Origin of the sequence: Pseudomonas fluorescens (assembly GCF_902498065.1) — a bacterium.
In the GTDB taxonomy this organism is placed as follows: domain Bacteria; phylum Pseudomonadota; class Gammaproteobacteria; order Pseudomonadales; family Pseudomonadaceae; genus Aquipseudomonas; species Aquipseudomonas fluorescens_BJ.
In genome coordinates this window covers 1,679,267-1,691,457 of the sequence record NZ_CABVIR010000001.1, presented here as the reverse complement: position 1 = coordinate 1,691,457, position 12,191 = coordinate 1,679,267, and the positions used below count along the sequence as shown (strand labels likewise).

At 60.9% G+C, this 12,191-nt stretch carries 10 protein-coding genes; 5 read left to right on the top strand and 5 right to left on the bottom strand.

The genetic code is table 11. The features are described 5' to 3' along the window. Positions 1-58 precede the first annotated feature (58 nt). From F8N43_RS07880 to F8N43_RS07870, 3 genes are all read left to right on the top strand, one after another. Positions 59-2,170 carry a PAS domain-containing sensor histidine kinase gene (locus F8N43_RS07880; protein ID WP_150633039.1) on the top strand — a complete coding sequence of 704 codons (2,112 nt, stop codon included), beginning with the start codon at positions 59-61 and terminating at the stop codon, positions 2,168-2,170. Positions 2,171-2,311: 141 nt separating this feature from the next. Continuing rightward, positions 2,312-4,942, top strand: coding sequence for an excinuclease ABC subunit UvrA (gene uvrA, locus F8N43_RS07875; protein ID WP_150653541.1), 2,631 nt, complete (start codon positions 2,312-2,314; stop codon positions 4,940-4,942). Positions 4,943-5,081: 139 nt separating this feature from the next. Next, the gene (locus F8N43_RS07870) at positions 5,082-5,270 is read left to right on the top strand and encodes a hypothetical protein (RefSeq protein WP_150639778.1); all 189 of its coding nucleotides are present in this window, start codon (positions 5,082-5,084) and stop codon (positions 5,268-5,270) included. A 57-nt stretch (positions 5,271-5,327) separates the two neighbouring features. On the opposite strand, the gene F8N43_RS07865 is transcribed toward F8N43_RS07870, so the two are convergent. Next, on the bottom strand, positions 5,328-5,849 hold the full coding sequence (locus tag F8N43_RS07865; protein WP_150634460.1) for a DUF4142 domain-containing protein: 522 nt from the start codon (positions 5,847-5,849) through the stop codon (positions 5,328-5,330). A gap of 217 nt (positions 5,850-6,066) precedes the next feature. Between F8N43_RS07865 and F8N43_RS07860 the strand changes: the two genes are divergently transcribed. Then, complete coding sequence (locus F8N43_RS07860) at positions 6,067-6,309, top strand: YdcH family protein (RefSeq protein WP_150634461.1); 243 nt, start codon at positions 6,067-6,069, stop codon at positions 6,307-6,309. A gap of 109 nt (positions 6,310-6,418) precedes the next feature. Then, positions 6,419-6,661, top strand: a complete 243-nt coding sequence (locus tag F8N43_RS07855; RefSeq protein ID WP_150653540.1) for a hypothetical protein — start codon at positions 6,419-6,421, stop codon at positions 6,659-6,661. 93 nt (positions 6,662-6,754) lie between these two features. On the opposite strand, the gene F8N43_RS07850 is transcribed toward F8N43_RS07855, so the two are convergent. The 4 genes from F8N43_RS07850 to F8N43_RS07835 all read right to left on the bottom strand — a co-directional run bounded on the left by F8N43_RS07850 (position 6,755) and on the right by F8N43_RS07835 (position 12,094). After that, the gene (locus F8N43_RS07850) at positions 6,755-7,855 is read right to left on the bottom strand and encodes an SMP-30/gluconolactonase/LRE family protein (protein ID WP_150653539.1); all 1,101 of its coding nucleotides are present in this window, start codon (positions 7,853-7,855) and stop codon (positions 6,755-6,757) included. Beyond that, positions 7,852-8,991, bottom strand: a complete 1,140-nt coding sequence (locus tag F8N43_RS07845) for a sterol desaturase/SRPBCC family protein (RefSeq protein ID WP_150653538.1) — start codon at positions 8,989-8,991, stop codon at positions 7,852-7,854. Before F8N43_RS07845 ends, F8N43_RS07850 begins: the two co-directional genes overlap by 4 nt. Positions 8,992-9,097: 106 nt before the next feature. Then, on the bottom strand, positions 9,098-9,961 hold the full coding sequence (locus F8N43_RS07840; protein ID WP_150634465.1) for a LysR family transcriptional regulator: 864 nt from the start codon (positions 9,959-9,961) through the stop codon (positions 9,098-9,100). Positions 9,962-10,246: 285 nt separating this feature from the next. Next, positions 10,247-12,094 carry an amidohydrolase gene (locus F8N43_RS07835; protein ID WP_150639806.1) on the bottom strand — a complete coding sequence of 616 codons (1,848 nt, stop codon included), beginning with the start codon at positions 12,092-12,094 and terminating at the stop codon, positions 10,247-10,249. Positions 12,095-12,191 lie beyond the last annotated feature (97 nt).

Sequence of the window (12,191 nt, the reverse complement as noted above, 5' to 3'; positions counted from 1 at the left end):
TTGGCCTGCGCGATGCTCGAAACAAACGGGTACCAATTACAGGACACAGAGCCAGTCGATGCAGTTTCTAGACGATAGCCACGGGTGTGCCGGATGGAACGGTGAAATGGCCGGGCGCATCCGTGCGTTCGACTGGAGCCGCACCGAACTGGGCAGTCTGGAGACCTGGTCCGCAAGTCTGTGCAGCGCGGTGCAATTGCTGCTCGCGTCGCCGCTGCCGATGGTCATGCTCTGGGGCCGTCCCGGCTACATGATCTATAACGATGCGTACTCGTCGTTCGCCGGTGGCCGACATCCTTATCTGTTGGGCTCTCCGGTGGAACTGGGCTGGCCGGAAGTCGCCGAATTCAATCGTCACGTGGTCGACACCTGCCTGGCGGGCGGCACCTTGTCCTATCGCAACAAAGAGCTGGTGCTATTGCGCGACGGCGTCCCCGAAGACGTCTGGCTGGACCTCTATTACAGCCCGGTGGCCAATGACGAGGGGCGGCCGGCCGGGGTCATGGCAATGGTGGTTGAAACCACGGAACGTGTGAATTCCGAACGCCGGCGTCAGGAAGCCGAAGATGCCTACCGCGCCGACAATGAGCGCGTGCGTCTGGCGTTGAATGCCGGGGCCTTGCTCGGTTCGTTCGTCTGGGACGTCAAAGGCAATCTGCTCTCCGGCGATGAACGCTTCGCCCGGACCTTTTCCTTTCCCGCCGGGCATGACCTCGGCGACCTGCCAACGGACTTCGCCGAAGCACAGATTCATCCCGACGACCGCAGCTGGGTCAGCGAGCGGGTCAATCAATCCGTCACTACCGGCGAGCCCTTGAACGCCGAATATCGGGTCCTGCGCCCCGACGGCAGCTACCTGTGGGTGCAGGCCAGCGGTTGCTGCGAATTCGATGAGCAGGGCGAGCCGTTCCGCTTTCCCGGCGTGTTGATCGACATCCACGAGCGCAAGACCGCCGAAGAGTCCCTGCTCAAGTTCACCCGAAACCTGGAGCAGCGCGTCGCCGACGAAGTTGAAGCGCGGCTGGCGGCGGAAGAGCAACTGCGCCAGTCGCAAAAGCTCGAAGCCATCGGCGGTCTCACGGGCGGGGTGGCCCATGACTTCAATAACCTGCTGCAAGTGATCGCCGGCAACCTGCACCTGCTGGCGAGGCACGAACCGGACAATGCCAACGTGCAGCGTCGGGTCTCGGCGTCGATTGCGGCGGTGGAGCGGGGGGCGAAACTGTCTTCGCAATTGCTCGCCTTTGCCCGCCGTCAGCCACTGTCGCCAGCGGTCTGCGACCCACGGCAGATCTTCGAAGGCCTGGGCGAGCTGCTGCAACGGGCGTTGGGCGAAACCATCCAGATCGATGTGCGGCTGCCTCAAGCGTCCTGGCACATCAACGTTGATCGCAACCAACTGGAAAACGCCATTCTCAATCTGGCGATCAATGCCCGTGATGCCATGGCGGGCGAAGGCACCATTGAACTGAGCGCCGAGAACGTGACCCTCGACCGCAAGTTTTGCGCGGGCAAAGGTATTTCCCCTGGCGATTACGTGCGTGTCTCCGTGGCGGATACCGGTGCCGGCATGTCTGCGCAGGTGCTCGCACAAGCGTTCGAACCGTTTTTCACCACCAAGGCCGACGGTCAAGGCACCGGGCTGGGACTGAGCATGGTGTTCGGCTTCGTCAAACAGAGCGGCGGACATATCGAAATGGCCAGTGTCGAGGGGCAGGGGACACGGGTGCAGTTGTATTTTTCGCGCAGCCTGCGACCGTTGCTGAGTGAAATCGCGGCCACTGACGTGCAACAGCGCGGCGGCCACGAAACCATTCTGGTGGTCGAAGACAACGAGGCGGTGCGTAGCTCGGCGGTGGAGTTGCTGCGGGAGGAGGGCTATCAAGTCCTGACGGCGGCCAACGCCGACGCCGCCATGCAGATGTTGCTGGAAGGCGTGGTGGTTGAGCTGATTTTCACCGACGTGGTCATGCCCGGCCTGATCAAAAGTTCGGACCTGGCCGCTTGGGCAAAAGTGCAGAATCCACCCGTGGCAGTGCTGTTCACCTCGGGCCACACCCGTGACATTATTTCGCGCAATCACCAACTCAACCCCGACACGTTTCTGCTGAGCAAACCCTATGGCCCCGAGGCGCTGACCCGAATGGTCCGCACCGTCCTCAATGGCTGAACACCGATCCAATTGTAGGCGCCGGCTTGCTGGCGATGGCGTCCGTCAGATCGCTATCGCCAGCAAGCCGGCTCCTACAATTGGATCGCTAAATTCCTGGCTATGCGTCAATCTTTCGAACCTTCTAATCAAGGCCACCTGATGACTTCCAAGCGCACCTCCAATCCTCCTTCCGGCATGGTCAGGGTACGCGGGGCCCGTGAACACAACCTCAAGAATGTCGATGTCGATATCCCCCGTGATGCGTTGGTGGTATTCACCGGCGTATCCGGTTCAGGGAAGTCATCCCTGGCGTTTTCGACCTTGTACGCCGAAGCGCAGCGACGTTATTTCGAATCCGTGGCGCCGTATGCGCGACGTTTGATTGACCAGGTCGGCGTACCCGATGTCGACTCCATCGAAGGTTTGCCGCCCGCGGTAGCCTTGCAACAACAACGGGGCACGCCGAGCACGCGGTCTTCGGTGGGCAGCGTGACCACGTTGTCGAGCCTGATCCGCATGCTGTATTCCCGCGCCGGCAGTTATCCGCCGGGGCAAGCGATGCTCTATGCGGAAGACTTTTCACCGAACACGCCTCAGGGCGCATGCCCTGAATGCCATGGTTTGGGGCGGGTGTATGAAGTCACCGAAGCCCTGATGGTCCCGGACCCGAGCCTGACCATTCGCCAGCGCGCGGTCGCTTCCTGGCCCATGGCGTGGCAAGGGCAGAACCTGCGGGACATCCTCGTGACCCTGGGCTACGACGTTGATAAACCCTGGCGCGATCTGCCGAAAAAGCAACGCGACTGGATTCTCTTCACCGAAGAAACCCCGACGGTTCCGGTGTATGCAGGGCTCACACCCGAAGAAACCAAAGTCGCGCTCAAGCGCAACATGGAGCCGAGCTACCAGGGCACCTTCACCGGTGCCCGGCGCTACATCCTGCACACGTTCACCCACTCGCAAAGTGCGCTGATGAAGAAGCGCGTCTCGCAGTTCATGCTCGGCAGCCCATGCCCGCTGTGCGACGGCAAGCGCCTCAAACGCGAGGCGTTGTCGGTGACCTTTGCCGGTTACGACATCGGCGAGTTGGCGCAAATGCCGTTGCTGCAAGTGGCCGACGTCTTGAAACCGGTGGCGGCGCACAGTTACCTCGAACAGGTCGATGAGGCGGGCGAAGTCTTGACCCACGAGCAGACCCGCGAGGCCCGTGAGCAGCGAGTGGCCCACGGTGCCAGCGGTCACGCCAATGCGCCGGATGTGCGCCACACGCCCAACCTGTCGGTGGAAAAGCGCCTGGCCGCGCAACGCATCGCCCAGGATTTGCTGGAGCGGGTCAGTACGTTGACGGACCTGGGGCTCGGTTACCTGGCACTGGAGCGCAGCACGCCGACGTTGTCGTCCGGTGAGCTGCAGCGGCTTCGTCTGGCGACGCAATTGGGTTCGCAGTTATTCGGGGTGATTTACGTGCTGGATGAACCGTCGGCCGGTCTGCACCCGGCGGATGGCGAAGCGTTGTTCGAAGCCCTGCAACGTTTGAAAGCGGCGGGCAACACGCTGTTCGTGGTCGAGCATGATCTGGAAACCATGCGTCGCGCCGACTGGCTGATCGATGTCGGGCCGGCGGCGGGCGAGCATGGCGGGCGGATTCTGTACAGCGGACCGCCGCAGGGCCTGGCCGACGTGACGAACTCGCAGACTCGCGCTTACCTGTTCGCCGATCAGGTCAGGCTGCCGCGAGCCAGCCGCAAGCCGACCGATTGGCTGCGGCTGGAAGGCATCACCCGCAACAACCTGGACAACCTCAGCGTCGAGTTTCCGCTGGGTTGTTTCACCTCGGTGACCGGCGTGTCGGGCTCTGGTAAATCCAGTCTGGTCAGTCAGGCGTTGCTGGAACTGGTGGGCGCGCATCTCGGGCGTGCGGCCAGTGACAGCGAAACGCAAGAATTGAGCCTTGAGGACGATGCACCGCAAGTCAGTGGCGGGCAGGTCAGCGCAGGGCTGGAGTCGATCAAGCGGCTGGTGCAAGTCGATCAGAAACCCATCGGCCGCACGCCGCGTTCTAACCTGGCAACCTACACCGGGCTGTTCGACAACGTGCGCAAGCTCTACGCCGCGACTCCCCAGGCGCAGGCTAAGGGCTACGACGCCGGTCAGTTTTCCTTCAACGTCGCCAAAGGCCGCTGCCCGACCTGCGAAGGTGAGGGGTTTGTCAGCGTCGAATTGCTGTTCATGCCCAGCGTCTACGCACCCTGCCCGACCTGCCACGGCGCCCGTTACAACCCCGAGACGCTGGCGATTTACTGGCAGGGTTTGAACATCGCCCAGGTGTTGCAGTTGACGGTGGACGAAGCGGTCGAGGTGTTTGTTGAGCAACCGGGGATCCGCCGCTCACTGGAAGTGCTGCGCGACATTGGCCTGGGTTACCTGCGGCTCGGCCAACCGGCCACCGAGTTGTCGGGCGGCGAAGCCCAGCGCATCAAACTGGCCACCGAACTGCAACGCAACCAGCGCGGGGCAACACTTTACGTGCTTGACGAACCCACCACCGGGTTGCATCCACGGGATGTCGATCGCTTGCTCGAACAGTTGAACACGCTGGTCACGGCGGGGCACACGGTGATCGTCGTCGAACATGAAATGCGCGTGGTGGCGCAGAGTGACTGGGTGATCGACATCGGGCCGGGGGCCGGGGATCAGGGCGGCAAGATTGTGGTGGCGGGCACGCCGCAGAAGGTCGCCAAGAGCAAAAAAAGCCGAACCGCGCCGTTTTTGGCTCGGGTGCTTGGGTGAGGATGAATCAAAAGATCGCCGCCTCCGCAACGCCTGCAGAATCCGTGGTCTGTCCAATGGAACGATGCCTCCCGCAAAGCTTCGAATTCACAAGGCCGATGTTTTCAGCCGCGCATTCGCAGTGACGAACGAGGTACATATGAACGATCAACGTGAGCTTGAGGAAAACGCTAAAACCGCCGAACCGGAAAGTGCCGATCAAGCGGTGGATCAGAAAAATCGCCACACCGACAACGACAATGAGTTCAGCCCGGGCTTCAAGCCGCATCCGGATCGCCCGAAACCTGGCGAGGAGACGGACGCCGACATCGATACCGACGGCGGCTAGTACCGGCGCAAACCAAAAGACCGCCTCCATGGAGGCGGTCTTTTGTTGTGGCGCGCGTTACTTGCTCGGGTGGGCCGCTTGCAGTTTCTTCGCCGCCTCCAGATGCTTTTCCAGCCCCGGCAACATTTTTTGTGCGAAACCTTTCAGTTCGGTGGCGCCTTTGACTTGGTCATCGGTCACGGTGTTGGCTTCTTTCTTGAACAGTTCGATGGTTTCTTCGTGCGCCTTGACCTGATTATTGGCGTACGCGGCATCGAACGACTCGTCACGCATGTCGAGGATCTTTTCCTTGGCCTGTTTCACCAGCGTCGTGGTGTCTGGCACCTCGATGTCGTTTTTCTTCGCGATGGCCGCGAGTTCATCGTTGGCCTTGGAATGATCGGTGATCATCATGTTGGCGAAGCTTTTGATGTCGGCCGATGCGCTTTTTTCCAGTGCCAGTTTGCTGGTTTCGATCTCGGCGATACCGCCGGCGGCCGCCTTGTCGACGAAATCATTGTCAGTGGCCGCGAAAGCCGTACCCATGCTGGTGCTCAAGGCTACGGCCAAAGTGAGGTGGCGCAGGGTCAATCCGTCCATTGGTTATTCTCCACACAGATTTTCATGAGCGATCGAGTGATCGTTAATCTGTGGAGGTCGACGGGCGGCCAAAGGTTTTATCGGGTTTGCGCCAGGACGACGAACGGACACCGCTGGTCTGATAGGCGGTCGACAGAACCCGTCAACCGAGGCCATTCTGATGGTTGGTGAACGCAATCGATCGCGTTTGCCACCGATCAACAAACGGAGGTGTTCCATGCCGGTGCCACACGACCTTTATCAGGACTTGAAACTTTCAAAGGAAGATATCCAGCAAAAACGCACCAAGGATCCGTTACTGGATTCACTGATCAACAAGTATTCACAAGCGGACGCCGAGGTCGTAAAGGCTGAAACCGCCCAATCGGATGCGCCCAGTGATGACGTACTGAAGAAGCTCAAGGAGAAGCGCTTGCAGGTCAAGGACAAGATCGTCCAACAACTCCAGGCACCGTCCTGACGTGTCGCTTCAGCCACCGACGACCGGTGACTGAAAAATTGGAACGGCGATAAATCCCGGCACCTCGAATGATCAGAGTCCGAATCTACGGCTCCATGCGAGGTGCCCCATGAATGACCCCAAATTTCCAAGTGAAGAACAGGGCGGCTACGATCCGATCCCGACCCATCCCGAACCGTTGAGCCCCGGCCGCACCGCCATCAATCCCGAAGACGAACCGGGCATCGACGAACTGCCGAACAACGAAGGCGCCATTCCCATGGACCAGGACGACGGCACCGACCTCGACCCTGAGCGCGTGCGTGAAGAAACCGATAATGCGGTGCGTAATGGCGAGATGGATCCGCGCTAACCTTTGAACGACACGGAACCTGTAGGAGCCGGTTTGCTGGCGAAGCGATGGCGGCCGTGACGACGCCATCGCTGGCAAGCCAGCTCCTACAGTTCAATTGGGTGTTTGCGACAACGCGCTGGTGAGCGGCAATCGCGCCATGTGTTTGGCTTTCAACGAGCCGAAATACAACCACTCCCCATACTCACGCACCGTGGTGATCGGCGAGTAATTTCCACTGCTGCCGTCCTGCAGATTGGCGATCACCTTTCCTTCCAGGTCCAGTCCCAAGGCAAATGCGCGCTTCTCCACCGGTTTGGGCAGGACGGTCATCGCCCGCACAATCATCTTGCGCACGAAGGGGTGCGGCGCCGTGGCATCGAGCAGGGCGTTGCGTGGTGCGTACAACGCCACCCAGAAACGGTCTCGGCCATTGAACGCCAGGTTGTCCGGCAAGCCCGGCAAGTTGTCGATAAACAGATCGTGAGTGCCGGCCTTGGGGCCGCTCAGCCAGTAACGGCTGATGCGATAGGCGCCGGTCTCGTTCACCAGCACAAAGGCATCGTCCGGGCCCAGCGTCACGCCGTTGGCAAACTCCAGTTTATCCAGCAAGACTGCGGTTTTACCGGTCTGGAAGTCATAACGCAGCAAGCGACCGTCGCCGCCATGCTCGATGATTGCCTCGCCGTCGTGGCCGTAGCCGAAGCGGCTGGAAGCATCGCTGAAATAGGCGTAGTGCCCGGACTTGTCGATGACCACGTCGTCAGTGAAACCGAAAGGCACGCCGTTGGCCGCCGTGGTCAATGGAATCAAGCGCCCCTGAGCGTCCAGCGAGAGCAAGCCCTTGACCCCGTCGGCGATCACCAGCAACCCATTGGGGTGACGCGCCAGGCCCAGCGGTCGGCCGCCGGTATCGGCCAGCACCTTGGTGACTTTGCCATCGAGGCTGGTGCGAATCAGTCGACCGTCATGCAGGCCAGTAATGAGTACGTTGTCCTCCAGCAGCAACGCTTCCGGCCCGTCGATGTCATCCGCGCCGACACGCTCCACACCTTTGAGGCGTTGATTGTCGGCGTAGGGGCCGCTGGTGAGGGACGGTGCTGGCGGCGGATTCCAGGCCACCGGTTGCACGTTGGTCGGCATCAGCAGCACAAAGGCGCCAATGGCTACGATCACCAGCAACACGACATGGCGAAACTTGACGGTTCGACTCACGCGTTGACTCCTGCGGCGGCCAGTTGTTTATGCGCCATCTCGCGCAAGGCCTGCATCGACGCTGCCGATTCATGATCAATGCGCCGCTTGAGCAGCATTCGATTGGCAATGCGCATCATCACGCCGCTGAATTGATATTCCAGGGTACGGACAAACCGCGTGCCATCGCCTTCGGCCGTGCATTCGTAAGTCACCACCAGCGACAGCCCGTTGTCACCTTGAGCCCGTGCGCTCCAGCGGCGACCGGGCAGATATTCGTTGACCATCCAGCTCAGGTGCCCCTCGCGCCCGCCGGCGCGGATGTCTTCCTCGAACCGCGCCCCGGCATGCAGCGGGCCGCCCGGGCCATCGACCTTGAGCGACGACGGGTGCCACTCGGGCCAACGGGTCACGGTGCTGGCGTAGGCGAGCACGTCGATCGGGCTGCCGATAATGTTGATCTGATGCTGCATGCGGGTCATGGGCGTTCTCGTCAGGTAGGTCGGCTCGGGCTCCCAATAGAGCGTGCCGAACAGGTAATCCATCAGCGGAAAAACGATGTTGAAATTGCGTTCCTGCATCAACTCACGGCGGTGATGCAGCTCATGCAGACGGCGCATCTGGCGGATCCACGGCCAGCGTGTGACCGGGTTTTCGGGCGGCAGGTGTTCGCAGGCATGAAACACTTCATAGGCCAGGTAACCGAGGACCAGACTGCCCCCGAATAGCCCGGCGACGTTGGTATCGAACTGTTCAAGCAGCCACCAGAGGGGCAGGGTGATGACAACCGTGTGCACCACGATCAGCCATGCCGGAAACAGGATCACCCGCCAGTCACGGGCGCTGTCGTAGGTCATGTGGCCGGGCGCAAAGAAACTGTGATGGTCGCCGGCGTGACGGGCATAGAACATCCGCGCGAAGCTCTTTTTGTGATGCCCCAGGTGGCGATGCACCGTGTACACGCCAAAGTTGAAGAACAATAACGTCAGCGGCACCGCCAGCCACTCCAGCGGCTGTACCTGATGCACAGTGCTCCAGAACACTGCGATGGCCAGCACGCCGAACAGCAGCACAAACGCGCCGTGCAGCCAGGGGTTGTAGAGCGGATGAATGTCCGCTCGATAGCGGCTGCGAAATGCCTCGGTGGTCTGCCTCACTGCGGTCACCTGTGGTTATTGTTGTCCCAGCAGATTAGACGATCCCGCCGTGCAGGGCGGACCGAAGCTTGAGGACACAAACGCCATGATCCGGTGTAAAGCGGACTCAGGTCAGCGGGTTCCAGCGTTGCGACCAGTCTTCATCGGACTGGATGACTTGGCGTAGCAGGTCGAAGGCCCTTTGCAGGGTCGCCGAGTCGCGGTCGCGGGAGTAGACCAGATAGGTTGGGTAGCTGAATTCCGGAGCTTTGGGCACCTGCTCCAGTACGCCGCTTTCCAGATAACTCTGCACCACGCGGGTACGGAAATAGCCACTGCCGCCATTTTCAAGGATGTACTGCAAGCCCAGTGGGCCGAGATTGAAGCTCAGGGCAGCCTTGGCTTTTTCCGGTAAGGCCGCATCGTGTTGGCGACGGAAATCCGGGCCCCAGTCGATGTAGACATAGGGATCGGGTTTACCGGGCAGCCGCACGAGGACCAGTTTTTCTTCCAGCACCTGCTCGACTTGCAGGCGCGGCCAATACTCCGGCTGATAGACCAGCGCCGCGTCCAACACCCCCAGTTCCAGTTGGCGCAGCAGGTTTTCGCCGTCACGGATTTCCATGCGCAGCGCGTGGCTGGGAATTTTCTCCCGCAGCTCGCCGGCCCAGCTGAGCATCAGCGGGTTGCACAGGCTGACCTCGCCACCGATGTGCAATACGTCGTGGTAACCCTCGGGCAAGGGCAAGTCCCGACGCGCAGCGTCCCAGGTTTCGACCAGTTGATTGGCGTACACCACAAATGCCTCGCCGTTCGGGGTCAGGCGGGCGCCGGCGCGGTTGCGCACGAACAGCGTGCTGCCCAGTTGGCTTTCGAGTTTCTGCACGCGCGCGGTGATCGCGGTCTGGGTAACGTGGAGTTTTTCCGCCGCAGCGGCGAGGCTGCCGTGGCGGACGATTTCCAGAAAGGTGCGGGCGAGGTCGATGTCCATGGGGTGGCCGGTGTGGGAGGTGCGGGCATTGTAAACGGATACAGGCGAACCCGTTTGGTGCGCATTGGCGCGAGGCGGCCTCTACAAACGTACGCATTCCCCCCTGTGGGAGCTAGCCTGCTAGCGATGGACGCCAACGATAACGCGTGCGGTCTGAATGAATGTGGTGTCTGGACGTCCATCGCTAGCAGGCTAGCTCCCACAGGTATGAGTTCGCTCCAGTTTTTGATCTGGCTTTTGCTTTGGCTTTTGATCTGCCCCGCTGTGAGGGCAGAACCAATCAATTCAAAACGCAAAACACGAACAGCCAAACGCCCCCCAGAATCCCTGAAAGTCACTCACCGGCGCCGAGGACAATCGCGCCCGCTCATGGCTGTGGGCATGCACTGCGCAAGCTCCCATACACTGATGAACCTGCGCCGTCATCGGCGCCAGCGGTCGCCAATGGCCCGGCACGTTGACCACCGGAGACCATTCCGGCACCACCGGTACCGGCGGCGGTCCGAGCTTTTCGAATTCTGCGGTGCCATAGACGATCTTGCCGTCGACAATCGTCAGCACCGACTCGATCCATTTGACTGCTTCGTCCTCGATGTGGAAATAGTCCGCCGACAGCGCAATCAGGTCCGCCAGTTGCCCGACCTTGATCTGGCCTTTCTTGCCTTGCTCGGAGGAGAACCAGGCGCTGCCATGGGTGAACAGTTCCAGCGCGGTGTCGCGGCTCAAGCCTTGCGGGTACAGCTCCAGACCTCCGACGGTGCGGCCGCTGACCAGCCAATACATCGAGGTCCAGGGGTTGTAGCTCGACACCCGCGTGGCGTCGGTACCGGCACCGACCGGAATGCCTTCGGCAAGCATGCGCGCGATCGGTGGTGTGTGTTCGGCAGCCTTGGCGCCGTAGCGGTCGACGAAGTACTCGCCTTGAAATGCCATGCGGTCCTGAATCGCAATGCCGCCGCCCAAGGCTTTGACCCGTTCGATGTTCTGCGGCGTGATGGTTTCGGCGTGGTCGAAAAACCACGGCAAACCATCGAACGGAATGTCGCGATTGACCTTCTCGAATACATCAAGCATGCGGCTGATGGATTCGTTGTACGTGGCGTGCAGGCGGAATGGCCAACGCTGTTCCACCAGGTGCCGGACCACCGGTTCCAGTTCCTGCTCCATGGTTTGCGGCAGGTCCGGGCGTGGTTCAAGGAAGTCTTCGAAATCCGCCGCCGAAAACACCAGCATTTCCCCAGCACCGTTGTGCCGCAGAAAATCGTCGCCCTGACCGTAATGTGACGTACCGGTCCAGTTCTTGAAATCGGTCAGCTCTTCCTTGGGTTTCTGCGTGAACAGGTTGTAGGCGATCCGGACTGTCAGCTGTTGGTCTTTGGCCAACTGCTCGATCACCTGGTAATCGTCCGGGTAGTTCTGATAACCGCCGCCGGCATCGATGGCGCTGGTGACACCGAGGCGATTGAGTTCGCGCATGAACTGCCGGGTCGAGTTGACCTGGTACTCCAGCGGCAGTTTCGGTCCCTTGGCCAGCGTCGAGTAAAGAATCATCGCATTGGGGCGGGCGATCAGCATGCCGGTCGGGTCGCCGTTGGCGTCACGCTGGATTTCACCGCCCGGCGGGTTCGGTGTGTCGCGGGTGTAGCCGACCACTTTCAACGCAGCGCGGTTGAGCAGGGCACGGTCGTAGAGGTGCAGCACGAACACCGGCGTATCCGGCGCGGCTTTGTTCAGTTCATCAATCGTTGGCAGGCGCTTTTCGGCGAACTGGAATTCGTTCCAGCCACCGACCACCCGCACCCATTGTGGCGTGGGGGTGCGGTCGGCCTGATCCTTGAGCATCCGCAACGCATCGACCAGTGACGGCACGCCTTCCCAGCGCAGTTCAAGGTTGTAATTCAGGCCGCCGCGAATCAGGTGCAGGTGCGAGTCGTTGAGACCGGGAATGACCGTGCGACCGTGCAAATCAATAATTTGCGTGCCGGGGCCTTGCAGGGCCATGGCCTGAGCGTCACTGCCGACCACCACGAAGCGTCCGTCCTTGATCGCGACGGCACTGGCCTGGGGTTTCTTGCGATCGACGGTGTGCAGGCGTCCGTTGTACAGAATGAGGTCGGCCGGGGTATCTGGCATGGTTTTACTCCCTGCGAACAGCGGGCTGATCCAGGCACCGACGGCACCTGCCGAAAGGCCTTGCAATACACGTCGACGGTTGAAACCGTCGCGGTCG

What these genes read in the sequence shown, in the direction of transcription:
- F8N43_RS07880 (WP_150633039.1), top strand. Translation starts at nt 59, where the DNA reads ATGCAGTTTCTAGACGATAGCCACGGGTGTGCCGGATGGAACGGTGAA.
- uvrA (WP_150653541.1), top strand. Translation starts at nt 2,312, where the DNA reads ATGACTTCCAAGCGCACCTCCAATCCTCCTTCCGGCATGGTCAGGGTA.
- F8N43_RS07870 (WP_150639778.1), top strand. Translation starts at nt 5,082, where the DNA reads ATGAACGATCAACGTGAGCTTGAGGAAAACGCTAAAACCGCCGAACCG.
- F8N43_RS07865 (WP_150634460.1), bottom strand. Translation starts at nt 5,849, where the DNA reads ATGGACGGATTGACCCTGCGCCACCTCACTTTGGCCGTAGCCTTGAGC.
- F8N43_RS07860 (WP_150634461.1), top strand. Translation starts at nt 6,067, where the DNA reads ATGCCGGTGCCACACGACCTTTATCAGGACTTGAAACTTTCAAAGGAA.
- F8N43_RS07855 (WP_150653540.1), top strand. Translation starts at nt 6,419, where the DNA reads ATGAATGACCCCAAATTTCCAAGTGAAGAACAGGGCGGCTACGATCCG.
- F8N43_RS07840 (WP_150634465.1), bottom strand. Translation starts at nt 9,961, where the DNA reads ATGGACATCGACCTCGCCCGCACCTTTCTGGAAATCGTCCGCCACGGC.
- F8N43_RS07835 (WP_150639806.1), bottom strand. Translation starts at nt 12,094, where the DNA reads ATGCCAGATACCCCGGCCGACCTCATTCTGTACAACGGACGCCTGCAC.